We start from the raw sequence: 26,085 nt of genomic DNA, 5'->3' as shown, positions 1-26,085 counted from the left end.
TTACCCTCTCTGTCCTGTGGACATCTCTCCCTGGGAGGGAGAGAGCGGAATTATTAAAGTTTCTGCAACTCGAGGGGTAGTTTTCTTTTCAGCGCTTAAAACCTGTGCTAATAGATGAAAATGCAATAAAAAAATCGCTTTGGTATAAGTGAAATTGAATAGGCTACTTGCTTACCCACTCGCTATTCTCTCCCTGGGAGGGAGAGAACGGAATTATTAAAGTTTCTGCAACTTGAGGGGAGTTTTCTTTTCAGCGTTTAAAACCTGTGCTAATAGATGAAAATGCAATAAAAAAATCGTTTTGGTATAAGTGAAATTGAATAGGCTACTTGCTTACCCACTCGCTATTCTCTCCCCTTGGGAGAGATGCCGAAGGCAGAGAGGGAAAACATCCAATAAAAAACAGAAAAAATTAAATCATCTCCAACATTTCTACCGCTTCATCAATATTAGTGATGTTGTCAAACGAAATGCGTAAGCTATCTTTTACTTCCTTTAAATTACATAATCGAGGATGCAATTGAGCAAAAGCCAGCATCCTGTTAAAAGTTTCCGAATCAAAAAACTTCGATTGCTTATCGCTAATAAAGTAGCCTCTCAAAATATTTTTCTTGTAACTAACTTTTTCAAAACCCAGTTTTTTAGCTATCCATTGCAAGCGAACCACCTTTAGCATAGCTAAAACTTGCATAGGCACTGGCCCAAACCTATCTTTCATTCGTTGCTCAAAAGCTTGAATCTGCTGCTCGGTTTCCAGCTTAGAGATTTCCGTATAAAGGTTGTATCGCTCGGTGATGTTGGTAACGTAACTGTCTGGAATGTGCATCTCCACATCAGTGTCTACTTGTGTAAAACTTACATAAGGCCTTTCCGGTTGGTCTTTAAATAAATCTTTAAATTCATCGTCCTTCAGTTCCTGTATCGCCTCATCTAAAATTTTGTTATACATCTCGAAGCCAATTTCAGCGATAAAACCACTTTGTTCGCCACCTAGCAAGTTACCGCTGCCGCGTATATCCAAATCACGCATAGCGATGTTAAATCCGCTTCCCAAATCAGAAAACTCTTCAATAGCGCTTAAGCGTTTGCGGGCTTCATCCGTTAGGGTTGATAAAGGCAAGGTTAACAAATAGCAAAATGCCTTTTTATTGGAGCGTCCCACACGGCCACGCATCTGGTGCAAATCGCTCAGGCCAAACATGTGTGCATGGTTAATGATAATGGTGTTGGCGTTGGGCACATCTAAACCAGTTTCAATAATGGTAGTGGCAACCAAAACATCGGTTTCGCCATTAATAAAATCCAGCATTACATCCTCTAAAGCATCACCTTCCAGTTGACCATGAGCAATGCCAATACGGGCGGTTGGTACCAATCCCTGGATTAAGCCTGCTAGCTGCGGTAAGTCTTGCACTCGGTTGTGCACAAAGAAAACCTGCCCACCTCTATCTATTTCAAACTGTATGGCTTCTTTAAGCAATTTGTCGTTAAAAACGTGTAATTCTGTAGTTACCGGCTGGCGGTTTGGTGGTGGCGTATTGATGATGGATAAATCTCTAGCACCCATTAAAGAGAAATGCAACGTACGCGGAATCGGCGTTGCGGTTAAGGTCAATGTATCTACACTCACTCGTAAAGCACGCAATTTTTCCTTTGCTGCCACACCAAATTTCTGTTCCTCATCAATCACCATCAACCCCAAATCCTTAAACTTCACATCTTTGCTCAACAGTCGGTGTGTACCAATAATGATATCAATTTTACCTTGTGCCAGCTTTTCTAAGCTTTCCTTAATTTGCTTGCTGGTTTTAAAACGATTGATATAATCTACAGTACAAGGAAAATCTTTTAAACGAGAAGAAAAGGTTTTGAAGTGCTGCAATGCCAAAATGGTAGTTGGCACCAATACGGCTACCTGCTTGCCATTAGCTACAGCCTTAAAGGCAGCACGTAAGGCCACTTCTGTTTTGCCAAAACCAACGTCACCACAAACCAATCTGTCCATGGGATGCGGCGCTTCCATATCACGCTTCACATCTGTGGTGGCTTTCATTTGATCTGGAGTATCTTCGTAAATAAACGAAGCCTCCAACTCAGTATCTAAATAACTATCTGGAGCAAAAGCAGTACCCACTTGTGCCTTGCGCATGGCATAAAGCTTAATCAAGTCCCGGGCTATGTCCTTTACTTTTTTTTTAGTGTTTTTTTTTAGTTTGTCCCAAGCTTCCGTTCCAAGCTTGTTCATTTTAGGTGGCGTACCATCTTTTCCGCTGTATTTCGCAATGCGATTGAGGGAGTTGATGTTTACATACAGTAAATCGTTATCAGCGTAAATTAGCCTAATCATTTCCTGCATTTTGCCATTGGTCTCCACTTTTTCGAGGCCTGCGTATTTACCAATACCATGGTCAATGTGTGTTACAAAATCGCCAGGTTTCAAATCCCTAAGCTCCTTTAAAGTAATAGCTTGGCTACGCTGATAACCTTTTTTAAGTTGATATTTGTAGAAACGATCAAAAATTTGATGGTCTGTATAAAATGCTACTTTCTGCGTAAAATCCACAAAGCCTTCACGTAATGGAATGTGGATTGGAATAAACTTTACCGTTTTATCAATATCATCTAAAATGGCATATAAACGTTCAATTTGTTTGGCAGAGTTGCTGAATATGAAATTATTGACCCCTTGTTTTTCATTCTCTTTGAAATTATGGATCAACAAATTAAAATCTTTGTTAAATGATGGCTGTGGTTTGGTATCGAAATCAAAAACATCATCTGTTTGATAGAAAAACTGTTTTCCAAATTCTACCAAAGTAAAATCGTGGAATAGGTCAGCCAACATTTTCTCGTCAGTAAAGGCAAATTTAGGATCTAGCCAGTTAGGATTTTGCTGTTTTTCGGCCGCTGATAAAGCCTTCCAAAGCTCGTTTGCTTTTTTGTAGCCAATCCTTACCACATCAAGTGCAAAGGATACATCTTTAAACCACAACTGTGTGTCTTTTTCAATATAATCCAATAAACTGATGTTGTTTTCAGTTAAAAATTTGGCCTGTACGTTAGGTACGATGGTGAGATGCTTAACGTCATCCACCGAAAGTTGGCTTTCAATTTCAAAAGTGCGGATACTTTCCACCGTATCGCCAAAAAACTCAATGCGGTAGGGCAAATCGTGCGAAAAAGAAAAAATATCTACAATCCCGCCTCTAATAGAAAATTGTCCGGGTTCGTAAACAAAATCAGAGCGTTCAAAATCGTATTCAAATAAAAATTCGTTAATAAAATCGATACCTAAGCTGGCACCAACGGTAATTTCTAGCGTATTTTTTTCCAACACACTGCGGTCAATCACTTTTTCGGCTAACGCTTCCGGGTAAGTTACTACTATCTTTCCGTATTCTGATTGGTGGTTCAGCTCGTTCAATACCTCGGCTCTGGCCAACACGTTAGCGGTGTCTACCTGTGTAAATTCGAAAGGCTTGCGAAAAGACGAAGGAAATAATAAAATCTCCTTCCCTAATATGCTTTCCAAATCAGAAGAAAAATAGGCCGCCTCCTCACGATTGGGCAATACAAAAAGTTGCGGTTTGTGTTGTAAAAAGTAAGTGGTAAGGGCAATTACTGCATCGGATGAACCTACCAATCCCTTAATTTGAGTTTTGCTTTTGCTGGTGTTTAGCGATTTTGCTATGGCTAAAACTCGTTGGTCGGTCTTAAATCTATTAATTAAATCTCTAACGTTCACTATCCAAATATACGGTTAATAGTTGGAAGTATAATGTGCGAAAGATTTTTCAAATGAAAGCAAACCTCCGTAGCAACGGAACAGTTGGGTTACTAGGATACGTTACTACTCGCCTTTAGCATTACCTCAATACAGTTAAACTCACCATTAACGCAAGGCTTTTGCATAGGTACTTTTTTTTCATGTTAGTGTTTTTACCCATTTAACTAGGTAGTAGTACTTGATTTTAAGGGCTTTAGTCAACGATTTTTTCAACGAAATGTTACCTGCTTAAATAGAAGCACTCCTTATGCAACGCTTAAATATATTTCTTTATGTAATTCAGTCATTGGCTCCCTAAAGCCTACGCCATCCGTAATGTTAGCGCTATCGCTTTTCCTATGAACCCAATTAACATTTTCAAACCTAAAATTTTACCACTATGCAACATTTAAAACTAGAACAGCTTTTTAAAGGCTCAAACAGCAAACTCTTTGTCGTTACTTTGTTATGTTTCACTTGTTTATTTTCCACTAGGCTCAACGCACAAAGCTATACGTCCAACTTTACTGATCCTACTGGCAATTTTTCAGCTACCTCACCTTCGGGAGCAAGTTGTGTAGCGCCAACATTAAATGATGCTGCTAACGTAGCCGATGCAGATTTGAATAACTATTTGTCGATATCTGGTTTAATTAATTCGCCGCTTACTTGTACTGATGCATTATATTCCATTCGTGCTAAACTTAATTTTCCAAATGGAACCACTTTCGCTCCGGTTGGCTACGCTGCTGGTTTCAGAGTGCAGTTTTCATCAGTACTTTCCTTATCATTATTACAAAGCAATATTACCTTGCGTACCTATTTAGCGGGTGTCCCTCGCGAAACAGTTAATGGAACAACCATCCTTAATTTGTCTTTATTGTCTGGCGGCGCTATTGTTCCATTGTATTTTAATGCTACCCAAACCTTTGATGAAGTGGAGTTGATAATTAACAGTGCAGTGCTACCACTTAACGTTGGGGTTGACTATCGTGTGTACAGCGCTTTTGGTTCCATTGATGTTTTACCGGTTAGCTTCGGCAACGTGAGCGCAAAAATACAATCAGGCAACCTGAGTGTAGATTGGAATACACAAAGTGAAGATAACAACGACAAGTTTATTGTACAGGCATCAAGCAATGGCAAAACTTGGACAGATTTAGGCACAGTGGTGAGTAAGGCTGCCAACGGTAAATCAAGTGTGGATTTGAAATATAACTTTATTACGCCTTGGACAGGCACTTTAATGGCTGGCTTTGGTTTATTGGGATTATTGTTGATGCCAGCGTTTAGAAATCGTTGGTTAAAAGCGGCAATGGTATTGGTAGTAGTGGCAATGTTTGCTGCTTGTGCCAAGGAAAAAGATGGTGTAGGTAACCTAGAAAGGGAAAGTGCCGGAACTAACACCGTATATGTACGAGTAGCGCAAGTAGATAAGGATGGAAAGACGAGTTACAGCCAAATTGTTGTGGCCAAGCGATAACATATTAAAAGAGTAGCTTTAACTATTTGTTGAAGCTACTCTTTTAAATTAAGATTATTTAGAGGTCTTAATAAAAGATGTCTTTTGTCCTGCTTGTTCAACAAAATAAACACCGTCTTTAAATAAACTTACATCAACGCTATTTGTTCCCGCTTTTAAGTTTTTAGAGAAAACTGATTTGCCTTCTAAGTTATAGATGGTTAGCACCTCATTTTGGTCTGAGTTGATAAATAGAACGTCCTTTGCAGGCGATGGATATACGTTTATGCTGCTTAACGCTTCTCTTTTCAAACTTACTAGGATGTCGCTATAAGTGAAAGCACCGTCAATATCAGTCATCTTTAGTCTGTAAATATTATCGCCATTTAATGCCGAACGATCTACAAAGCTGTAATTATTGCTTCCGGTGCTTGCTTTAGCAGCTACTTTGCCTACCGTTTGATAATCTTTGCCATCTGTACTTCTCTCTATCAAAAAGTTGTCCGTATTTACTTCGCTTTGCGTTTGCCAGCTTAAAACATTATTTACGTTGAGTTTTTTACCTGTAAAGCTCACCAATGTTAATGGTAATACAACAGTAGAAAACGTTGTGCTGGATCCAGATACCGAAACATTGAAAGGGCCATTAACCGTGGTGGTTGAAAACGCATAAGAAGCGCTAGGAGTAGTCTTATTATAGATAATGGTTTCGATAATTGAAGTAAGTTTTCCGCCGGTAAATACCTTAAAACTAGATGTAGGATTAAGATAAATTTGTCCGTTTTGTGATTCATCTCTAAATTCCCCGCCAGATAAAATTTCTATAGCAACAGGGTTAGTTAGTACAGGTTCGGTGCCTTGTAAGACGAGTTTTCCAGTAACCCTGATTGTGCCTGCATTATTCCAATTATTGAACATATTTCCGTTTATGCCTACGTTGTGTGTAACCGTAATCCCCGCTGGAATAATAGCGATATCGCTAGCTTGTGGAACAGTTCCTCCCCATGTAGCGGCAGTAGTCCAATTACCATTGGTTACCGCGGTTAACGTTGCTGCAAAAGCGCCGTGGCAGCAAAGTAGTAATAGTGAAAGTAAAAGTTTTCTCATGATTTTGTTAATTAAAGATTATCTGCAAAGCTAACTATTTACAACTTATATGTTTTGCTTTATTTTGGTTGGCCACTAATATTATCGGTCATCTACTAACTAAGTCAAATTATTGAATCTCATTTTTGAACATAAGTTGAGCCATATGAAACCAAAACGTTGGCGTTCATTAACAATGCCTCCATTTATTTTTTTGATATTCTCTAAGATAATCTCCTTTTGGTCGGTTTTTATTTCCCGTTGGTCGAAAACGCCTTTAAAACAAGTAACAATAGCCTTATCATTGCCTCTAATTAACAAATACAGAGAAACAATGATAAGCAGAGCAGGAAAATATGTAGAAGTTGTTTTTTGGGTTTTGGCGCTAACGTTATTAGCCACCGCTAATCCTCACGAACACCACTTTACACTTTGTCCACTAGCAAATTTGGGTTTCGATTGGTGTCCGGGATGTGGTTTAGGTAGATCAATTACGGCCATCTTTCATGCTGATTTTGGTGCAAGTTTTAGGCAACATTGGTTTGGATTACCAGCTTTGTTGATTATCCTTTACCGCATATTTCAGCTATGTAAACAATTAATTATTAAACAAAAAAACTATTTTAACTATAAGGAGGTTTAGCCATGTTCGATCAAAATTTTATGTCATTACCAGGTATCAGCCCTGAAGAATATTCATACTTACAATCAGCAACACAAGGTTTAAATGAACAACAGTTGCGCACATTTTTGATGATCTACTCAAGCAAGAGAAAGAACCCATCTGATATATTGTTACTTTGCTTAATCGGGTTTTTAGGCTTCGCAGGTATACACCGTTTCGTTATCGGGCAAATTGGAATGGGCATACTTTACTTCTTAACTGGAGGTTTATGTATGATAGGTACTATTGTAGATTTAATTAACCACAAACAACTTGCATTTGAGTACAACCAAAAAATGGTTTTCGAGAGCATGCAGATGGTAAAAATGAGCAATTTCTAAAAAGCATTCACACACAAATGTCAATCCCTACGGGCTAAAAACCTGTAGGGATTTTTTATAGCCCTCTAAATCTCCCCTGAAGGGAGACTTTCACCGCCAGTTCTCTCCCTTTCGGGGAGAGATGTCCAAAGGACAGAGAGGGGCTATTAGCTAATTTTCATTACTTTTACTTCATGAAGCTATCTGAAATTACCAATTTCCTAGAATCCATAGCACCATTGAATTATCAGGAAGACTATGATAATGCAGGGTTAATTGTTGGAAATCCCAGTCAGGAAATCAAAGCAGCTCTAGTATCGTTAGACTGTACAGAGCAAATAGTAGACGAGGCGATAGACAAAGGATGTAATTTGATCATCTCGCACCATCCTATTGTTTTTAAGGGTTTGAAAAAGCTAAACGGAAAAAACTATGTAGAGCGGGTAGTTTTAAAGGCAATCAAAAATGATATCGCTCTGTACGCCATACATACCAATTTAGATAGTGTTCAAAATGGCGTGAACGCAAAGATATGTGAGCAATTGTCGGTAAAAAACCCGAAAATTTTGGCGCCTAAATCGGGTATTTTAAAAAAGTTGGTTACCTTTTGCGAACACAAGGATGCTGCACAACTGCGTGATGCTTTGTTTAGCGCTGGTGCGGGAAACATCAGTAATTATAGTGATTGCAGTTTCAACATTGAAGGCACTGGTACTTTTAAGGGCAATGAGTTGAGCAATCCTACTTTGGGTGAGCCAAACGTAAGGGAGTATGCGAAGGAAACTAGGATCGAAGTCATCTTTAAGACACAGGATGAGCGCAAGTTGCTTGCTACATTGTTCCAGAACCATCCCTATGAAGAAGTGGCTTATGATATTTATCCCTTAGAGAATCAGCTTCAAAATGTTGGTTCGGGTATGGTAGGAAAGTTAACTAATGCATTATCCGGGCTTGAGTTTCTGAAAATGGTGAAAGCGCAAATGAAAGCGGAAGTAATTAGACACACCGCTATTATTGATAGAGAAATTAAAAAAATTGCGGTTTGTGGTGGTTCAGGCAGTTTTTTGCTTAAACATGCGATAGCGGCGGGGGCAGATGCCTTTGTTACAGCAGATTTCAAGTACCATGAATTTTTTGATGCCGAAGGAAAAATAATGATTGTAGATATCGGACATTTTGAAAGTGAACAATTTACATCTAATTTGTTGATAGATAATATTCAAGAAAAATTTCCTAACTTTGCAATCCGTTTAACGGAGCATAACACAAACCCCATAAATTATTTCATTTAATGGAACAAACAGTAGAGCAGAAGCTAAAGGCTTTATACGAATTACAAAACATACATACCAAAATTGATAAAATACGCCAAATTAGAGGCGAGTTGCCAATTGAGGTTGCCGATTTAGAAGATGAGGTAGCTGGTTTGGAAACCCGTATACAAAAGATTAAAGCGGAGTTGGATGATACGGAAGATGCAATTGTAACCCGTAAAAACATGATCAAAGAAGCTCAAACTTTGATTAAAAAATACGATGCACAACTTAAAGAGGTAAAAAACAACCGTGAGTACGATGCATTAACTAAAGAAATTGAAATTCAAAATTTAGATATTCAGGTAAGCGAGAAAAAAATCAGAGAGTTTGGTTTTGACATCAACAACAAAACTGAAATCTTCGAAAAGGCGCAAGCAAATTTGGACTTGAGAAAAGGTGATTTAGAAGCTAAACGCACCGAACTTGAAACCATCACTTCAGAGACTGAAAAAGAAGAGCAAGAATTGTTGAAGAAAGCAGAGAAAGCTCAAGATAATATCGAAGAACGTTTGTTATTTGCTTACAACAGGTTAAGAAAAAATGCAGTAAATGGATTGGCAGTTGTAACTATCGAGAGAGATTCATGCTCTGGATGTTTCAACAAAATTCCACCTCAACGTCAGTTAGATATCCGTCAGCGTAAAAAAGTAATTGTTTGCGAGCACTGCGGTCGTATTTTGGTTGACGAAGCTTTAACCCAAGAATTGGCAGAAGCTTAATTAGTACACAACCAACCAAATATAAAATTGAAAGTCCCGATTTAACATCGGGATTTTTTTTTGCTTATTTATTCCGTTTTAAATTAATGTGAGTTTTGGGTGTTAATTTGTGCCAACATGCCCTGAAATAAATTCACGGTGACGCTAGATGGGCGGTACGTCATGCTGAATTCATTTCAGCATCAATTTTTTTTAAGAGTTTTCCAATTTCTTTAGCTAAAGAATTGATAGTTATCTGATTAAATAAAAAACTCACATTGAATTAGATTATTTTTGCGAGTGTCAATCATTTAAACTTTTCTTGTAGAAAGAATTGATAAATGATTACATACATTAAACTGATTAGAGAAATCACTCGATAAATTGTTATCTGCTCAAATCCATCTAAAAAGTTGATTGCGAAGGAAACAAGCCCGCATATGGAAAATATGTACATTACATATTTGTTAAAGAATAGATTTTTCATTGGTAGAAAGCATAGGTATAACAGATAAGCCAATATAGTAGAATTTTTATTGAATGTCCGTAAGTTGTAATAAGCTATTTTTTTAGCGGTTTGTCATTCCGACGTTAGGAGGAATCTATCCTTGGCAGTTATGGGAATAGATCTTGAAATTTTCAAGAATTACAAAATGCAGATTATCCGAATAACGAACAATCAAAAATTTTTATTATTAAGATTGCCTACAGTATACAGTCTTAAATTCACACAATAAAAACAAGCAATTATTAATTACGTTATATAGCTTTGCTTACATCAAATTAGTAATTCCGCTTTATGCCCATCAAACCATCATTGCGTATATATTTCGCTTTTTGTGCGCTCACGTTTTTCCCTTTTTACGCTTCCGCTAATTTTGATTTCAACGCAAATTGCCTAAAGGCATACCAAAATATCTTCGAGCTGAAATTGAATACGGCCCGTCAATTAATTGCAACCGAAAAAAAGGTACACCCACGAAATTCTATTGTGCCATTGTTGGAAAATTACGTTGATTACTTTTACCTGATTACCACTGAAAGCAAAACTGAATTTGAGCGGTTGGAAGGTAATAAAGCTAGTCGTTTAGATCAGATTAGCAGCGATGATAAAAACTCGCCGTATTATTTGTATGCACAGGCCGAAATTAATTTACAATGGGCATTAATAAGAAGTAAATACGGCGCTTATTTTGCTGCTGCAAGAGAAATCAATAAGGCTAACGGTTTATTGAAAGATAACCAAAAAAAGTTCCCAGGGTTTCATTTAAACCTTAAAGGACTGGGGCTCATTAATGTTGTTTTTGGCGCTTTGCCCGATGGCTTCATGAAGTCTACCTTGTCCACTTTTGGAGTTAAGGGTGACGTACAAACTGGCTTAAACCAGTTGGATAAATTGGCCGAAAACCTTCCAAAATCCTCTTATGAGCCATTTTATGATGAAGTGATATTTTACTACGCTTATATTTTAACAGATGTAGCTAAAAGTGCACAAGCTTACAACAAAACAATGAAGTATACGGCAAGAATAGCCGATAGCAGTTTGCTGAAAACTTACTTGCAAGCATACGTTTGTGCCCGAAATGGTAAAAACGAACAGGCCATAACTATTTTGGAAAACAGACCAAGAGGAACTGTTTATCAATCGTTTGCCTATCTGGATTATTTGCTCGGAGTGGCTAGGTTAAATAAACTGGATCTCGGTGCTTCTGCCAGTTTTAGTCAATTTCTACAGCAAAATAAAGGCGTTAATTATGTGAAGGATACTTATTTGCACCAAGCGTGGATTTCACTTTTAAAAAACGATACGGGAAGCTACCAAAGTTTAATAGCTAAGGTTAAAAACAGTGGAGCAACCTATGCGGAAAAAGACAAGCAGGCTGTGAATGAAGCCATTGAGCCAATACCGAAAATGGAGTTGTTGAAAGCCCGTTTACTTTATGATGGTGGCTATCTTACCAAAGCTCTGGCAGTGCTAAGCGATGTGAAGCCAGACGAGCTTAAATCTGTAAAAGATAAAACGGAACTTGCCTATAGGTTGGGTCGCATTAATGATGATTTAGGGAGGGATGATGTTGCGCTCTCACACTATCAAACTGCAATTAATACAGGTAAGGGATTAAAATACTACTATGCGGCTAAAGCGGCTGTTCTGGCCGCCCACATTTGCGAGAGAAAGAAAGATGCGATCAAAGCAAAAGCTTATTTTAACACCGCTATTGCTATGAAAGATCATGAGTTTGAGTCTAGCATTGAGAGCGAAGCTAAGCAGGGCTTGAAGAGGATAGGAGGGTAAGCCCCTCGCTAACCTTTAGCTATCTCTCCCCAGAAGGGAGAGAAAATTTATTTGATATGATGCGAGTTTCGCCTTGCGGGATATTACAAAGGAGCCTAAAACTTGTATACTATCGCATTGATATGCATACCAGCGCCAACCGATGCAAAAACAGCATAATCGCCGTTATTTATTTGATAACCATCAATTTTATTTTTTAAAACCAGATCTATTAGCGTAGGTACTGTAGCTACCGAGCTATTGCCTAGCCAAGAAATCGTCATTGGTACTAATTTTTCAGGTACGGTGTCTTCTCCGTAAAGTTTAAATAGTCGTTTCATAATGGCGTGATCCATTTTGCCATTAGCCTGATGGATGAAAACCATTTTGATTCGTTTTACATCGATGCCTGATTTATCAATAGCTTGTTTAACCAATTGTGGTACGGTAACTACAGCAAATTCATAAAGCTTCCTGCCTTTCATTTTGATGTAGGCGTTACCACTGCTGTCGTAAGGGTTATTGCTATATCCCATGGTCAGCATTTCGGCATGACTGGCATAAGTTTGTGTTTTATGTGATAAGATTCCCGTTGGCTCCTCAGTTTCTCTAGCTTCTAAAATCGTTGCGCCTGCACCGTCTGCAAAAATCATACTATCCCTGTCATGCGGATCAACAATTCTAGATAAGGTTTCGGAGCCTATCACTAATACTTTTTTTGCATCTCCAGATTTGATCAGGTAATCTGCCTGTATCATCCCCTGCACCCATCCAGGACAACCAAATATCAAATCAAAAGCAACACAGTCTGGATTATTTATACCGAGGAGTAATTTTACTTTAGCCGCTAGTGCAGGTAACATATCAATACGGTTGCTGCCTAACTTAACATCCCCAAAATTATGGCAAAACAGAATATAGTCTAAACTTTCTTTGTCAATTCCAGCATCCTCAATAGCTCGTTGTGCCGCAATTAATCCTATATCATGGTTAAGTTGACTGTCGTCAATATATCGCCTTTCATTAATTTCAGTAATGTCAGCGAATTTTTGAATAATTTCTTCGTTCTCTTTATCGATTTTAACCCCTCCATCAAAAAAACTGTGCTCAATGAAGTGTTTGCCGGCAATTACATTGGTAGGAATACAACTGCCTGTTCCGGTAATCACCGAATAGATTTTGTTCATCATCATAAATTTACACTTTATACCATTTTGGTATTTAGTATAAATCTATAATTTTTTATGTGTTAAACAAAATCGTTAACTAAAATCATCCACTAAAAAAACAAAAAGCTCTTTTGGGCCATGTGCTCCCAATACCAATGTTTTTTCAATGTCGGCGGTGCGGCTAGGTCCAGTTATGGTGCTAATCATCGATGGGATTTGGTTGCCGTATTTGTTTTTAAGAAGTTGGAAAGCATCCTTTAAATCCAATACCAACTGGCCGGTACGGGCAATTACTATGTGTTGATGTGGAAATATACTCAAGCGCCTGCCCGCTGCGTTATTGTTGCTCACCATTACCGATCCGTTTCTGGCAATTAGCGCCTCGCACATGGTAATACCAACTTCAGCTTGTTCAAAATCTTTATCTGTTTGATAAAAAGGGAACTCGTAAGTGCTTAACAATGCTTGCAGTTCAGGCTCCCAACAATAAATTTTACGCCACTTAAACCTATCTGCTAGCTCAAGGATATTCTCAATAAAGTCGACACCGTTTTCGCAAAAAATGAAATTTCCAGCTACAGCAGTGAGTTGTTCCGCAAATAAAATTTCCAGTTCCTCTTCGTTGCGTTGATACAAAGGGCTTTCTTCTAAGTTTGGATAAGGATTGTCCCGCTTTTCAAGCAAGGCCTTCCTTATTTTTTTTAGCATCAGCTCCTTCGGTGTGATGTTTTCTTTCATTGTTGCAAAGGTAAGTTAGTGGCCATTCAAAAAAAAATCCTCCGAAGAGGATTTAATTAGATTAATTTTCAAGATCCTTATTTTCTGGCTTAGGATGCTCAACTTCCGAAACTGGTTGATTAACGATAGTTTCCTTGTAGGCATCTTCTGCTAAAAGTTCGGTGCTTTCTTTATCAAATGGTCGTTTACCAAATATTTCTTCTAAATCTTCTTTAAACAACACCTCAGAAGTCAATAACTTATCTGCAAGTTTCATCAAATTCTCTTTGTTGTCAGATAAAATTTGGAGCGCTCTTTGGTATTGTTCTTCAATGATTTTGCTTGCTTCTTCGTCAATAATTCTGGCAGTAGCTTCTGAGTAAGGCTTGGTGAAAGTTTCCTGTCCTCTTGAATCATAGTAAGAAATGTTACCCAATTTTTCGTTTAAACCATACATTGATACCATAGCATAGGCTTGTTTGGTTACTTTCTCCAAATCGCTAAGAGCTCCAGTACTAATTTTATTGAACATGATTTTTTCAGCAGCTCTTCCGCCCATGGTAGCGCACATTTCATCCAATATTTGCTCAGTAGTGGTAATGCTACGTTCTTCTGGCAAATACCACGCTGCGCCTAATGATTGACCACGAGGCACAATTGTAACTTTAATAAGCGGGTGTGCATGTGGCAACAACCAAGAAACAGTTGCGTGTCCAGCCTCGTGAAAAGCAATGGCACTTTTCTCTTCCTTGGTGATGATTTTGTTCTTTTTCTCTAAACCTCCAATAATACGGTCAACGGCATCCAAGAAATCTTGTTTGGTTACCGATTCATGACCTTTCCTAGCTGCAATTAACGCTGCTTCGTTACAAAGGTTGGCAATATCAGCACCAGAGAAACCAGGTGTTTGTTTAGCCAAGAAGTTAATATCGATGTCTTTTTCTAATTTGATTGGTTTTAAGTGGACATTGAAAATTGCTTTACGCTCGTTGATATCAGGCATGTCCACATAAATTTGCCTATCAAAACGTCCCGGACGTAATAAGGCGTTATCTAATACATCAGCTCGGTTGGTAGCAGCAAGGATAATAATTCCAGAATCGGTGCCGAAACCGTCCATTTCAACTAGTAACTGATTTAAGGTGTTTTCACGTTCATCATTACCGCCCATCACACTACCTTTACCACGGGCACGTCCAATAGCATCAATTTCGTCAATAAAAATGATACAAGGTGCTTTATCTTTAGCTTGCTTAAACAAATCGCGTACACGTGATGCACCAACGCCCACAAACATCTCCACAAAATCAGAACCTGATAAGGAGAAGAAAGGAACTTGAGCTTCACCGGCAACTGCTTTAGCTAACAAAGTTTTTCCTGTACCCGGCGAACCTACTAAAAGTGCACCTTTAGGAATTTTACCTCCAAGGTTGGTATATTTCTTTGGATTTTTAAGGAAATCCACAATTTCCATTACCTCGGTTTTAGCTTCCTCTAAACCTGCAACATCGTTAAAAGTAATGTTTACCTGACTCTCTTTGTCAAATAATGTAGCTTTTGATTTTCCAATGTTAAAGATTTGGCCACCACCGCCACCGCCGCCGCCGCTCATTCTGCGCATCATGAAAATCCACAAGCCGGCAAACAACAGTAAAGGAAGTATGAAGTTGATGAAAATACCTCCCCACGGATTTGATTTCGAAGCAGTTTCCACAGGAACTTGGTTTTCGGCTGGAATATTAGCTTGAGATTTATCTAGCTTTTTAGCCAATAAATCTGCAGAAGCTTCATTGAAATACACCATTGGGCCGGTATCTTTTCCAAAGCTACTTTTGGTCCTGAACTTATCGTATTTAGGATCTTTCTTTTTGTTTTCCTTGATGTACACCTCAACACGTTGTACATCGTCCATTTTGTAGGTTACCAATTTCTGTACATCACCAGGGATAAGCATCTCTTGTTCGAAAGTTTTGTACGAAACTTGTTTTGCGTTATCGGTGGAGAATAAAAAGTTAACCGCAAACAAACCAATGATGATAGCCGCATACACCCAAAAAATATTGAATTTTGGCGTTTTTTGAGGGCGCTTAGGCAAGTTAGGCAATCGCTTGCTTGGTTTGTTTATTTTATCGTTAGAATTATTTTCTTGTTTCATGCTAGTAAAAATGTTTTTAAAGGTTTATGCACTTTTAAAAGAGGTGGTTTCTGCATCGCCCCATAAATCTTCTATTCCGTAGAAGTCACGTTTCTCCGTTCTAAATATATGAACTACAATGTCTAAATAGTCTAAAATAATCCATTCAGCATTATCAAATCCTTCTTTCCTCCATGGATTAGTCTTGGTCAGTTTGTAAATCTCGTCCTCTACGCTATCGGCAATTGCCTTTACTTGAGTAGAAGAATCTGCATTGCAGATCACAAAATAATCGGAAACTGAACTTCCCAGCTCCCTTAGGTCCAATCTCACTATATCGTTTCCTTTTTTTTCTTGAATGCCTTGTACGGCTATTTCAGATAGGTATGTAGAAAGGTTTTCATTTTTCTTTTTTACCATTAAAAAAATTAATTTTGGTCTTCAATTAAGTATAAAAATCAACACTTGCAAAATAACACTTTTTCAACATTATTTGTTGGTCAAAATCTTATCAAATTATCAGCGGTTGATTCAACTAATAATTATCTAAAAAACTTATTGTCAAATTCCGAGCCATTGCCGGAAGGTACTGTAATAATGGCAGACCACCAATATGCGGGTAGAGGGCAACAAGGTAACGTTTGGAAAGCCGAAGCAGGAAAAAGCCTTACTTTTAGTTTGTTGTTAAGGCCAAATTTTTTGCCGGTGAATAAACAATTTGATTTGAATATGTTGGTTTCGGTGGCTTTAAACAATGTTTTGCTTAAATATTTGCCCAATAATTTAAGTGTGAAGTGGCCAAACGATATTTATGTTGATGATCAGAAAATAGGGGGTATTTTAATTGAAAATGTGGTAGCTGGCAGTACTATTAAACAAAGCATTATTGGCATAGGCTTAAACGTCAACCAAAAAAGTTTCGAGGCAGATATCCAACATCGCACAACATCCATATCGCAAATTTTACAACAAGATGTAAATTTAATGGTGCTTTTAACGGAAATTTGTACACAGATAGAACAGTTGTACTTGAAACTGAAATTTGGAAAAAGTACGCAACTGAAAGATTTGTACGTTAGTAAGCTTTACAGGCTAAACAAATTGGGGAACTACAGCGCTAACGGAGAAGTTTTTGAAGGAATGATTGAAGGGATAACTGAAGTGGGCTTGCTAAAAATTAAAACTCATGATGGTACAACGCATGAGTTTGGTTTTAAAGAAGTTGCTTTTGTTTGGTAACTGATTACTGAAAAATTTTGACTAACTATATTATAAACACATGAAAAAAATCACATTAATTTTTGCGATGGTAGTAATGGCTACCGTTAGTGCTTTTGCACAATTGGAAAACCCTGTTACTTGGCAGTACGCAGCTAAGAAAACAGGAAAAAATGAGGCAACTTTGTATATTAAGGCTAGCATTGATGGCAACTGGCACATTTATTCTCAGAATATAAAACCAGGTGGGCCAAATAAAACTCAGTTTAGCTTCACTTCATCAAAAGATTTTACGTTAGTTGGCAAAACAATAGAGCCTAAGCCGATTACTAAATATGAGAAAGTATTTAAAATGGACGTAAGCTATTTCGAAAACGACGTAGTATTTACCCAAAAAATAAAACTTAACAAAGCTACTACTACTGTTAAAGGTAAAGTAGAATTTATGGTATGTAACGATACTTCTTGCTTGCCACCAAGCGAGGTAAGTTTTAGCATTCCTGTTAAGTAAAAAAGTAATTTAAAGAAGGAAGGGATGTGATTAGCATTCCTTCCTTTTTGTTTAAAGATTTAATTTCCTAGTTTTTTGGATCGGAATAAATTTACCCATGTCGCATTGATGGTAAATTGATGCCGGTACATTTCTTAAATCCTTTTGGTAAAGTATCAAAACCAATATTTTACTTTAGTTTTTGCCATAAACTTGTGATGCGCTGATAATTAGAAAATTATGGCTAATTTCACACACTCAACACAAAACACAACACACAAATGAAGAAATTTAACTTATTGGTAGTGCTACTATTAGCGCTATTCACCTTATTTAACGTTGGCGAAAGTTACGGCCAACAGTCTGCGCAGGACACCAGCGCTACATCAACCGATATGGGCGATATTGAGTTTACCACCATAGGCTCAAAAGAAGATAGCTTGGCAAACGGTCAAGTAGCTGGTGCAACTGATACCACTAAAACTACAAAAGTTGACAGCGTAGCAAATAAAACAGCTGCAGTGGCCAAGCCGGCCGATACTAAACCAAATTCGCTTTGGGTAACATTTGGTTTAGGCTTGTTGGCGGGTTTAGCCGCTTTCTTTTTACCTTGTATATTCCCGATGGTGCCACTAACCGTAGGATTTTTCACCAAACGAGCTGAAAGTAGAGCTAAAGGCATTAGAAGTGCCATCATTTACGGATTATCAATTATTTTGATTTACGTAGGTTTGGGTGTAATCATCACTTTAATTTGGGGCGCTAGCGCATTAAATCAGATTTCAACAGATGGATTCTTTAATATTTTCATCTTCATCATCTTATTGATTTTCGGTATTTCTTTTTTAGGGGCGTTCGAAATTATGTTGCCAAGTTCAGTAGTAAACAAACTAGATGCAAAATCAGACTCTAAAGGCTTGGGTGGTATTTTCTTTATGGCCGCAACTTTAGCAGTGGTTTCGTTTTCTTGTACGGGGCCGCTAATTGGAACTTCGTTAGTAGCAATTAATACCGATTTACTTACGCCAATTGTAGTAATGTTTGGTTTCTCTTTGTCGCTGGCTTTAATTTTTACCACCTTCGCTATTTTCCCTAGTTTAATGACAGGCTTGCCTAAATCAGGTGGGTGGCTTAATGCTGTTAAAGTTGTTTTAGGCTTTTTGGAGTTAGGATTATCGTTAAAGTTTTTGTCGACCGCAGATTTGGCTTACCATTGGGGCATTTTAGATAGGGAGATTTTCCTTGCCATTTGGATTGTACTGGCAATTTTATTGGGCGTGTACTTGCTGGGTAAAATCAAGTTTTCGCATGATAGTGATTTGCCTTATGTGTCGGTACCTCGTTTGTTTTTAGCAACTGCTTCTTTTGTTTTTGCGGTTTACCTAATTCCAGGGCTTTGGGGTGCTCCGTTAAAAGCAGTTAGTTCATTGGTTCCGCCTTTATCTACCCAAGATTTTGTGATTGGTGAAGGTAGCGGTGTAAGTAGCACGGCTGATCATTCTGGCAAGAAGAAAAAATATGCTGATTTCTTGCATATCCCACACGGCATTGATGGTTACTTTGACTATGAAGAAGCATTAGCCTATTCAAAGGAAGTGAATAAACCATTGTTTTTAGATTTTACAGGCCACGGTTGCGTAAACTGTAGAGAAATGGAGGCCAAGGTTTGGTCAGATAAAAATGTATTAAAACGATTGAAAGAGGATTATATCGTAGTTTCATTGTATACTGATGATAAAACTGCTTTGCCTGAATCGGAGCAATTTTATTCAAAAGTCTTGAAAACTCAGGTGAACACAGTTGGAAAAAAATTCCAACATTTGCAGGCGGAGAGATTTGGAACCGTTGCGCAGCCATACTATGTTTTACTAGATACGAAAGGCGAAGTGTTAGTTTCTCCTCCGATAGGTGTAGAATATAATATTGATACTTACTTAGGTTATCTTGATAAAGGATTGTCTGAGTTTGCGAAAAGAAAATAATGAGTAAAATACAAAATATAGGTGTACTTACGTCGGGTGGTGATGCGCCTGGAATGAATGCTGCCATTAGAGCAGTAGTTAGAGGTAGTTTGTACTATCAATTGAAAGTTACGGGTATCTTAAGAGGCTATGATGGCTTAATAAATGCCGATTTTATTCCGATGGAAGGGAAATCAGTGGCCAATATCATCCAAAGAGGAGGTACTATTCTAAAAACAGCTCGTTGCGATGAGTTTAGAACGAAAGAGGGAAGAGCTAAAGCCTATCAGAACTTAATAGATCATCAAATTGATGCATTAGTTGTGATTGGTGGAGATGGTACTTTTACCGGTGCTAACATCTTTTCGCAAGAGTACGACTTTCCAATTATTGGGCTGCCAGGTACCATTGATAACGATTTGGAAGGTACTGATTTAACGATAGGTTACGATACTGCAATTAATACGGTAGTAAATGCCGTTGATAAAATTAGGGACACCGCAGAATCGCATGATAGGCTGTTTATTGTAGAAGTAATGGGCCGCGACTCTGGTTTAATTGCGTTGAGAAGTGGCATAGGCGTTGGTGCTGAGGCTATTTTAATTCCAGAGGCTAAGATGACTACCGAAGATTTAGTTCATCGGGTGGAGCACGGCCGTAAAGATAAAGCCTCAAAAATTATTGTAGTTGCCGAAGGCGATGAAGCTGGAGGAGCCTATAACGTTGGTGAGATTTTGAAAGAGAATTTCCCTCATCATGACATTCGCGTATCGGTACTGGGTCACATCCAACGTGGAGGTAAACCAAGCTGTATGGATAGGGTATTAGCTAGCCGCTTAGGTGTAGCCGCTGTAGAGGGTTTGTTAGAAGGTAAATCAAAAATGATGGTGGGGCAAATCAATAAAGAGATTGTTTTTACGCCTTTTGAAAAGGCAATCAAGCACATTGATGCGGCGCAAATTTCGCCTGCTTGGCTTCGCCTTGCCGAAATTTTATCATTATAAAAGTATTTTAATGAAATGATGAAAGCCAGTGCACTTCAAATGCACTGGCTTTTTTTATTAAATCAAAAAGCATATATTGAGCTTGAAAAACATCTCTACCTATGCTTATAAAAACCTATGGAAGTGCCGTTTACGGTGTTGATGCCATTACTATTACCATTGAGGTAAATGTTGGTGCTGGCAATAAATACTATATGGTAGGCCTGCCCGATAATGCTGTAAAAGAAAGCTTGTTCAGGGTAGAAAGCGCTATTCGTTTAGCGGGCTATCACATGCCGCGGCAAAAAATCCTCGTTAATTTGGCACCAGCAGATATTAGAAAAGAAGGTTCTGCTTACGATTTACCCATTGCTATCGGTATTTTGGCTGCTTCAGGGCAAATAGATGGTGCAAAACTAGAAGAATACATCATCATGGGCGAGCTGTCTTTGGACGGTGGCTTGCAAAGTATTAAAGGTGCGTTGCCCATTGCCATACAAGCTCGGAAGGAAGGCTTTCAGGGGTTAATTGTTCCGAAAGTTAATGCCAATGAGGCAGCTATTGTAAACGATTTGGCCGTTTATGGCATGGATACGTTGTTGGAAGTAATTGAGTTTTTTACTGGCAAATTTCAACCTCAACCCGTTAAAGTTGATACTAGAGCGGAGTTTTACAAGCAAATTAACAGCTACGAACAGGATTTTTCTGACGTAAAAGGACAGGAAAACATCAAAAGAGCTTTGGAAATTGCAGCTGCCGGAGGCCATAACGTAATTTTGATTGGTCCACCAGGAGCTGGAAAAACCATGCTGGCTAAACGATTGCCAACGATACTGCCACCATTAAATTTGCAGGAAGCTTTAGAAAGCACAAAAATCTATTCGGTAGCTGGGAGGCTGAACACAGCTACAGCCTTGATGACCGAACGGCCCTATCGTGATCCTCACCACACCATTTCCGATGTTGCCCTGGTAGGCGGTGGTATGCATCCGCAACCAGGTGAAATTTCGTTGGCGCATAACGGGGTGTTGTTTTTAGACGAGCTGCCCGAATTTAAACGTACCGTGTTGGAGGTAATGCGGCAACCCTTGGAAGACCGAAAGGTGAGCATTTCGAGAGCCAAATTTTCGGTTGAATATCCCGCCAGTTTTATGTTGGTAGCTTCTATGAATCCCTGTCCCTGTGGTTTCTACAATCATCCTGAAAAAGAATGTTTGTGCGGCCCTGGTGTGGTGCAGAAGTACCTCAGCAAAATTTCAGGCCCACTTTTGGATAGGATTGATTTGCATGTGGAAGTTACGCCGGTTAATTTCTCAGAGCTTTCATCTTCGCGGCCTGCCGAAAAGAGCAGCTTGATAAGGGAAAGGGTAATTAAAGCAAGATCTTTACAGGATGTGCGTTTTGCAGATGTAGAGGGGATGCATAGCAATGCGCAAATGAGCGCTAACATGGTTCGGAAAATTTGCGAAATAGATGAAGTTGGTAGGGGTTTGATTAAGCAAGCGATGGAAAAATTAGGCTTATCAGCACGTGCGTACGATAGAATATTGAAAGTTTCGCGTACCATTGCTGATTTGGCTGGTAGCGACTGTATCGAAATTGAGCACCTAGCAGAAGCAATCCACTATAGAAGTTTGGATAGAGAAAGCTGGGCTGGATAATGAAGCCCTTCAACGCCATTGGGTTTAAATACTGGCAATGAAACCGTTGCTAGCGGAAAAATCTATCTATAATATTTCCAATGTCCTCTACTTCGTCATTTACTTCAATAACGGGTTCGTTGGTTTTGTAGTCAATTCGAACCCATTTTTTGCCATTAAGTTTAGTGATGAGTAGATATTCTTCTTCCATTTTGAAAATGGTAAAGCAATCGTCTTCCTCAACAACTACTTCGTAAATTGAACCTCGAAGTTTAAACTGAAAACTCTCTTCCACCTTTATAATTCCTCCTCTTCTTCTTCCTCCTCAGGATTTTCTTTGTACCATTCGATGAGCTTGCCAAGTGCATTCACTTCCTCATCCGGCTCAAACACAGGAGTTCCAGTTTCGTTATCAAATTTGATCCATTGTTCTCCTTCATCTTTTTGGATTTGAAGATATTCCTTTCCCTCTTTATAAATGGTATAAGTTTCACTTCCTTCAGGAAAAACCGCGTATTGGGTGTTGTTATATTCTAAATCAAAAGGCTGCATTTTGTAAAGTAAAAAGTAAAAAGTAAAAAGTAAAAAGTAAAAAGTAAAATTAACTTAGGAGCTCCCTGATATCATCTTTGCTTAAAGATTTAAAGAAACTTTCTTCGGTAGTAATTAACGAACTTGCTAATGATTTTTTTCTTCGCTGTAAGGCTAAGATCTTCTCTTCAACGGTATCTTTGGAGATGAATTTATAGATGAAGACCTTTTTATCCTGACCAATGCGATGCGTACGGTCAATAGCTTGCTGTTCAATAGCTGGGTTCCACCAAGGGTCGAGGATAAAAACATAATCAGCTTGGGTTAGGTTTAAGCCAACACCACCTGCTTTTATCGAGATTAAAAATACCCGCACTTGTTCATTTTGTTGGAAATCTGCTACAATTTCGCCCCTATTTCTGGTTGCGCCATCTAAATAAGCATAGCTGATTTGTTCGCGTTCCATGTGCTGCTTAAAAATCTCCAAGTGTTTTACAAATTGAGAAAAGATCAACACTTTGTGCCCACCCTTCAGCACATTATCCAATGTATGGATTACATTTTCAAATTTCCCTGAATCCGAGTGGTACTCGTCGTCAATCATTACAGGGTGGTTAGCAAGCTGGCGTAGAGCGGTTAAGCCCTGCAAAATTTGAATCTGCTTTTTTGCGTAGGTTCCGTTATCCATACTGCTTAACAAATCGTTACGGTAGGCCGATTTAGTTTTCTCGTAATAAGCAGCTTGATCTTCACTCATATCGCAGTAAAAAATATGCTCAGTTTTAGGCGGTAGCTCAGCAGCAACTTGCTCTTTTGTACGTCGTAAAACAAAAGGTTTGATGATGGCCTGCAATTTTTTAGCCTTATCTTCATCCTTCTTTTTTTCAATGGCCTGCACATATTCTTCATTAAAAAAAGATTGTGTGCCAAGCAAACCCGGGTTCAGAAAAGTAAGCTGGGTCCATAAATCACTTACAGAGTTTTCAATTGGCGTACCACTTAGCACCAGGCGATGCCTTGATTTAAGCTGGCGCACTGCTTTGAAAGATTTCGAAGAAGGATTTTTGATGTTTTGACTCTCATCCAAAATGATGTAATTGAAGTAAAAGCCCTGCAATAAATCGGCATCTACACGAGTTACTCCATAAGTAGTGATTACCACATCATACTTTCCAAAGCGTGAAATTTCTTTGTTTCGGTTAGTGCCCGTGTGTGAAAGTATTTTTAATGCTGGCGTGAATTTTTTAGCTTCGTTAAGCCAGTTGTAAATTAAAGAAGTTGGCATTACAATTAACGAGGTGCTATGCTTTTCTTGTTGTGCATCTTCCTCTTTCATTTTTTGCAGCATGGCCAACGTTTGGATGGTTTTACCCAAACCCATGTCATCGGCTAGGCAACCTCCAAAATTATATTCGCGTAAAAAGCTAAACCAATTGTAGCCTGCCTTTTGGTAATGCCTTAAATCGCCTTTAAAATTAACCGGCATTGAAAAATCTTCTATCTGCTCAAAGTCGTTTAGCTTTTGCAGTTTTCTGTCCAAGGTAATGTTAGCGATGCTATCCTCGGCCAAGTCATTAATCAAACCTACATGAAACTTTTTAAGCTTCAAGTTTTTGCCCGCATCGGCTAAGCTAAAAAGGCTGCTGTATTGTGTAAACCATTTTTCAGGAATAATGGCAATTTCTCCATCAGGTAAAACAAACTCTCTTTTTTTATGTAAGATATGCTGTTTTAATGCGATAAATGGGATTGGATGTACTCCAAAATAAACAATGGCGTTAATGTCAAACCAATCGTTATCTTCTTTAATTTCGAAGTCGATTTTGTTGCTGCCCAATACAAAACGTTTGGCGCTGTTAGCCTGCTCAATATCAAAATCTTGCTCTTTTAACAGTTCAATATGTTCGTTTACCCAGCTAATAATTGCATAGGCAGGATCTTGATTTTCGTTTAATATGGGCAGCTCTAAGTGATGAAACAGTGCACTCACTTTTTTTAGTCCGAGCGAGGTTAAAGTGCTAAATTTCTGCTGCTCCCAATCAAGGTTTCGTTTTACTCGGGTAAAGGTGTAATTGTCGCCATCTTTATGCAAACGTACGGTAACTTTGTGATCGTTTCCCATGGCAAAGGTATACTGCCCATATTTGAAATAAAGCTGTATTTGCGATATGCCATTTTCTACATAAATTACCTTTATCGTTGCTTTAGGCTCATGCTTCTCAGTTTTAATGTCAAAACCCTCGGCATAAACATGATATTTTTCAATTAACGGCGCTACAAATTTTTCAAAATAGGTGGCCTCGGTAGCTTTGGGGATAGTAATGTAACGCTTGTTGAGGAAAGGAGTGAGCTTTTTACCTTCAAAATCTTGTTCGAAGAAATATAGTACATCGTTTAGAAAAAGCCATGCCGGTTGGTTGCAAATCACCTGCGCTTCTTTAAACATAAAATCTATACGCAAACCTTGGTATTTAATGGTAGGAAAGTACCTGGTTTCTATTTCATTTCTTCTAAAGTGAAACAAAATGGTAGCGGCTTCGGTAGCTAATTCTATTTTCCTTTCGGCAGGCCAACCATCTTTATCCATTAAATACAAACCGCCCTTAGTTTTCAAAATTTCGAGCACTTCTGCCAGGCGCTTTTCAATTTTTGGCCTTACGCTATCATAAAATTTTTGGTCGTAAAATTTACTGAAAAACTCAAAGGGTCTGATTACTTTTTTATAGTACTTTTTAATGATGAAATCTTGTTCTGTTTCATCTAAAATTTTAATCAGCTTAAAATCTAAATCGCTAAGATGTTTGGCAAATTCTTTTGCTGTGTGCGTAAATAGGCGCTGGTAAGTAAGTGAAAAATCACCTTGTGGGTTTAGCTGAACAATATGCGGTTCAATTAGATAGCCCAAATAATCATGTTTGCATAAGGAATATACAATTTGACATGGGGCTGAACTATTTACTCGCAACATTGATGGTTAAGAAAATTTATTAAAAGGTACGTTGATAAAAATTTCTAAACTTACACTAAATAGTTGTTTTTTCAAAGAGAAAGCTAAAAACGTTGTTTGATTTTTGTAGCGCTTAAATTATATGAAAAGCAGTTTTAGTGTTGCTGTTTTCGTTTGTCCCGCCATCCGCTTTATCCCGAACTGGCGTCGGGATGTTCGCTGCTGTCGGGTTTAGGTGGCAATGTCTGTGAAAGGCTTTTGCGTAACTATTACTTTCTTTGCGTTTAAAAAATAACCGCGGAGTTTTGAAAGTTTTCGCAATAAACGCGAAGATGATTTGGCGACAAGACTGTTTGTAGCCTAGTTTCACTGGTTTGCGTTATTTAAACCCGATTGAAGTGGAAATACTTTTTGTGTGAGATTGCTTCGTAATAGATTTCTCTCTGCGTTCGAAATGACAGAACAGCGTACAAAAAGATTGTAACGAAAAGCGGGGCTACATTTGCCAATAAACACTGACATGCGTTTCCTAAAACTAAACATCTACACGAAATTCCTTAAAAAATAGATGCCCGTTGGTCGAAAAATTACAGGCGTTGGTCTAAGCTTAACTGTCTGTGGTATAAAACACTAAAGTTGTATGCAACCTTTTGTGATTCTGCAAGTCTTATTACCGAAAGCTTTCCAAAATGGACAGCGATAAACAGA

20 protein-coding genes are annotated in these 26,085 nt (G+C 38.4%); 11 read left to right on the top strand and 9 right to left on the bottom strand.

Annotated elements, in window-relative coordinates; translation table 11 throughout:
• Positions 1-412: 412 nt before the first annotated feature.
• Positions 413-3,745, bottom strand: a complete 3,333-nt coding sequence (mfd, locus tag DUT68_RS07155) for a transcription-repair coupling factor (RefSeq protein ID WP_113637016.1) — start codon at positions 3,743-3,745, stop codon at positions 413-415.
• Between the two features lie 421 nt (positions 3,746-4,166).
• Here mfd and DUT68_RS07150 point away from each other — a divergent pair, with 421 nt between their 5' ends.
• Positions 4,167-5,249 carry a hypothetical protein gene (locus DUT68_RS07150; RefSeq protein ID WP_113637014.1) on the top strand — a complete coding sequence of 361 codons (1,083 nt, stop codon included), beginning with the start codon at positions 4,167-4,169 and terminating at the stop codon, positions 5,247-5,249.
• 54 nt (positions 5,250-5,303) lie between these two features.
• Here the strand turns inward: DUT68_RS07150 and DUT68_RS07145 are convergent, their stop codons facing one another.
• Complete coding sequence (locus DUT68_RS07145; RefSeq protein ID WP_113637012.1) at positions 5,304-6,335, bottom strand: T9SS type A sorting domain-containing protein; 1,032 nt, start codon at positions 6,333-6,335, stop codon at positions 5,304-5,306.
• Positions 6,336-6,648: 313 nt separating this feature from the next.
• Between DUT68_RS07145 and DUT68_RS07140 the strand changes: the two genes are divergently transcribed.
• The 5 genes from DUT68_RS07140 (at position 6,649) to DUT68_RS07120 (ending at position 11,608) form a co-directional block, all read left to right on the top strand.
• Positions 6,649-6,957: a DUF2752 domain-containing protein gene (locus DUT68_RS07140; RefSeq protein WP_113637071.1), complete on the top strand. Its 309-nt coding sequence runs from the start codon at positions 6,649-6,651 to the stop codon at positions 6,955-6,957.
• A 20-nt stretch (positions 6,958-6,977) separates the two neighbouring features.
• On the top strand, positions 6,978-7,319 hold the full coding sequence (locus DUT68_RS07135) for a TM2 domain-containing protein (RefSeq protein WP_237088276.1): 342 nt from the start codon (positions 6,978-6,980) through the stop codon (positions 7,317-7,319).
• 173 nt (positions 7,320-7,492) lie between these two features.
• A complete protein-coding gene (locus DUT68_RS07130; protein ID WP_113637009.1) occupies positions 7,493-8,590 on the top strand; it encodes a Nif3-like dinuclear metal center hexameric protein in 1,098 nt (365 codons plus the stop codon).
• Complete coding sequence (locus tag DUT68_RS07125; RefSeq protein WP_113637007.1) at positions 8,590-9,333, top strand: zinc ribbon domain-containing protein; 744 nt, start codon at positions 8,590-8,592, stop codon at positions 9,331-9,333. The genes DUT68_RS07130 and DUT68_RS07125 overlap by 1 nt, the downstream gene beginning before the upstream one ends.
• A gap of 778 nt (positions 9,334-10,111) precedes the next feature.
• Entirely contained in the window at positions 10,112-11,608 is a 1,497-nt protein-coding gene (locus DUT68_RS07120; RefSeq protein ID WP_113637006.1) for a tetratricopeptide repeat protein, read from the top strand.
• A 95-nt stretch (positions 11,609-11,703) separates the two neighbouring features.
• Here DUT68_RS07120 and DUT68_RS07115 read toward each other — a convergent pair whose 3' ends face one another.
• From DUT68_RS07115 to rsfS, 4 genes are all read right to left on the bottom strand, one after another.
• On the bottom strand, positions 11,704-12,774 hold the full coding sequence (locus DUT68_RS07115; RefSeq protein ID WP_306419605.1) for a 3-oxoacyl-ACP synthase III family protein: 1,071 nt from the start codon (positions 12,772-12,774) through the stop codon (positions 11,704-11,706).
• Between the two features lie 75 nt (positions 12,775-12,849).
• A complete protein-coding gene (locus tag DUT68_RS07110; protein WP_113637004.1) occupies positions 12,850-13,494 on the bottom strand; it encodes a LutC/YkgG family protein in 645 nt (214 codons plus the stop codon).
• A 61-nt stretch (positions 13,495-13,555) separates the two neighbouring features.
• On the bottom strand, positions 13,556-15,628 hold the full coding sequence (gene ftsH, locus DUT68_RS07105; protein ID WP_113637002.1) for an ATP-dependent zinc metalloprotease FtsH: 2,073 nt from the start codon (positions 15,626-15,628) through the stop codon (positions 13,556-13,558).
• Between the two features lie 24 nt (positions 15,629-15,652).
• Complete coding sequence (gene rsfS / locus DUT68_RS07100) at positions 15,653-16,027, bottom strand: ribosome silencing factor (protein WP_113637001.1); 375 nt, start codon at positions 16,025-16,027, stop codon at positions 15,653-15,655.
• A 45-nt stretch (positions 16,028-16,072) separates the two neighbouring features.
• Here rsfS and DUT68_RS07095 point away from each other — a divergent pair, with 45 nt between their 5' ends.
• The 5 genes from DUT68_RS07095 to DUT68_RS07075 all read left to right on the top strand — a co-directional run bounded on the left by DUT68_RS07095 (position 16,073) and on the right by DUT68_RS07075 (position 21,920).
• A complete protein-coding gene (locus DUT68_RS07095) occupies positions 16,073-16,846 on the top strand; it encodes a biotin--[acetyl-CoA-carboxylase] ligase (protein ID WP_113636999.1) in 774 nt (257 codons plus the stop codon).
• A gap of 40 nt (positions 16,847-16,886) precedes the next feature.
• Complete coding sequence (locus tag DUT68_RS07090; protein WP_113636997.1) at positions 16,887-17,336, top strand: protein-disulfide reductase DsbD N-terminal domain-containing protein; 450 nt, start codon at positions 16,887-16,889, stop codon at positions 17,334-17,336.
• A 260-nt stretch (positions 17,337-17,596) separates the two neighbouring features.
• On the top strand, positions 17,597-19,297 hold the full coding sequence (locus DUT68_RS07085; protein ID WP_113636996.1) for a protein-disulfide reductase DsbD family protein: 1,701 nt from the start codon (positions 17,597-17,599) through the stop codon (positions 19,295-19,297).
• Positions 19,297-20,280: a 6-phosphofructokinase gene (gene pfkA / locus DUT68_RS07080; RefSeq protein ID WP_113636994.1), complete on the top strand. Its 984-nt coding sequence runs from the start codon at positions 19,297-19,299 to the stop codon at positions 20,278-20,280. The genes DUT68_RS07085 and pfkA overlap by 1 nt, the downstream gene beginning before the upstream one ends.
• Positions 20,281-20,381: 101 nt before the next feature.
• Positions 20,382-21,920 (top strand): YifB family Mg chelatase-like AAA ATPase, encoded by a 1,539-nt coding sequence (locus DUT68_RS07075; protein WP_113636993.1) that lies wholly within the window; start codon positions 20,382-20,384, stop codon positions 21,918-21,920.
• 49 nt (positions 21,921-21,969) lie between these two features.
• Here DUT68_RS07075 and DUT68_RS07070 read toward each other — a convergent pair whose 3' ends face one another.
• The 3 genes from DUT68_RS07070 to DUT68_RS07060 are packed head-to-tail and all read right to left on the bottom strand — an operon-like array spanning position 21,970 to position 25,398.
• The gene (locus tag DUT68_RS07070) at positions 21,970-22,194 is read right to left on the bottom strand and encodes a hypothetical protein (protein WP_113636991.1); all 225 of its coding nucleotides are present in this window, start codon (positions 22,192-22,194) and stop codon (positions 21,970-21,972) included.
• A gap of 2 nt (positions 22,195-22,196) precedes the next feature.
• Positions 22,197-22,451 (bottom strand): hypothetical protein, encoded by a 255-nt coding sequence (locus tag DUT68_RS07065; RefSeq protein ID WP_113636989.1) that lies wholly within the window; start codon positions 22,449-22,451, stop codon positions 22,197-22,199.
• Positions 22,452-22,500: 49 nt separating this feature from the next.
• The gene (locus DUT68_RS07060) at positions 22,501-25,398 is read right to left on the bottom strand and encodes a DEAD/DEAH box helicase (protein WP_113636988.1); all 2,898 of its coding nucleotides are present in this window, start codon (positions 25,396-25,398) and stop codon (positions 22,501-22,503) included.
• Positions 25,399-26,085: the final 687 nt, after the last annotated feature.

Source organism: Pedobacter zeaxanthinifaciens (assembly GCF_003313335.1).
Taxonomy (GTDB): domain Bacteria; phylum Bacteroidota; class Bacteroidia; order Sphingobacteriales; family Sphingobacteriaceae; genus Pedobacter; species Pedobacter zeaxanthinifaciens.
The sequence above is the reverse complement of the archived record's forward strand: the minus strand, read 5'-3'. Positions and strand labels throughout refer to the sequence as shown.

What these genes read in the sequence shown, in the direction of transcription:
- DUT68_RS07090 (WP_113636997.1), top strand. Translation starts at nt 16,887, where the DNA reads ATGAAAAAAATCACATTAATTTTTGCGATGGTAGTAATGGCTACCGTT.
- rsfS (WP_113637001.1), bottom strand. Translation starts at nt 16,027, where the DNA reads ATGGTAAAAAAGAAAAATGAAAACCTTTCTACATACCTATCTGAAATA.
- pfkA (WP_113636994.1), top strand. Translation starts at nt 19,297, where the DNA reads ATGAGTAAAATACAAAATATAGGTGTACTTACGTCGGGTGGTGATGCG.
- DUT68_RS07130 (WP_113637009.1), top strand. Translation starts at nt 7,493, where the DNA reads ATGAAGCTATCTGAAATTACCAATTTCCTAGAATCCATAGCACCATTG.
- DUT68_RS07135 (WP_237088276.1), top strand. Translation starts at nt 6,978, where the DNA reads ATGTCATTACCAGGTATCAGCCCTGAAGAATATTCATACTTACAATCA.
- DUT68_RS07060 (WP_113636988.1), bottom strand. Translation starts at nt 25,398, where the DNA reads ATGTTGCGAGTAAATAGTTCAGCCCCATGTCAAATTGTATATTCCTTA.
- ftsH (WP_113637002.1), bottom strand. Translation starts at nt 15,628, where the DNA reads ATGAAACAAGAAAATAATTCTAACGATAAAATAAACAAACCAAGCAAG.
- DUT68_RS07115 (WP_306419605.1), bottom strand. Translation starts at nt 12,774, where the DNA reads ATGAACAAAATCTATTCGGTGATTACCGGAACAGGCAGTTGTATTCCT.
- DUT68_RS07085 (WP_113636996.1), top strand. Translation starts at nt 17,597, where the DNA reads ATGAAGAAATTTAACTTATTGGTAGTGCTACTATTAGCGCTATTCACC.
- DUT68_RS07075 (WP_113636993.1), top strand. Translation starts at nt 20,382, where the DNA reads ATGCTTATAAAAACCTATGGAAGTGCCGTTTACGGTGTTGATGCCATT.
- DUT68_RS07065 (WP_113636989.1), bottom strand. Translation starts at nt 22,451, where the DNA reads ATGCAGCCTTTTGATTTAGAATATAACAACACCCAATACGCGGTTTTT.
- DUT68_RS07140 (WP_113637071.1), top strand. Translation starts at nt 6,649, where the DNA reads ATGATAAGCAGAGCAGGAAAATATGTAGAAGTTGTTTTTTGGGTTTTG.
- DUT68_RS07125 (WP_113637007.1), top strand. Translation starts at nt 8,590, where the DNA reads ATGGAACAAACAGTAGAGCAGAAGCTAAAGGCTTTATACGAATTACAA.
- DUT68_RS07150 (WP_113637014.1), top strand. Translation starts at nt 4,167, where the DNA reads ATGCAACATTTAAAACTAGAACAGCTTTTTAAAGGCTCAAACAGCAAA.
- DUT68_RS07120 (WP_113637006.1), top strand. Translation starts at nt 10,112, where the DNA reads ATGCCCATCAAACCATCATTGCGTATATATTTCGCTTTTTGTGCGCTC.
- DUT68_RS07110 (WP_113637004.1), bottom strand. Translation starts at nt 13,494, where the DNA reads ATGAAAGAAAACATCACACCGAAGGAGCTGATGCTAAAAAAAATAAGG.
- DUT68_RS07145 (WP_113637012.1), bottom strand. Translation starts at nt 6,335, where the DNA reads ATGAGAAAACTTTTACTTTCACTATTACTACTTTGCTGCCACGGCGCT.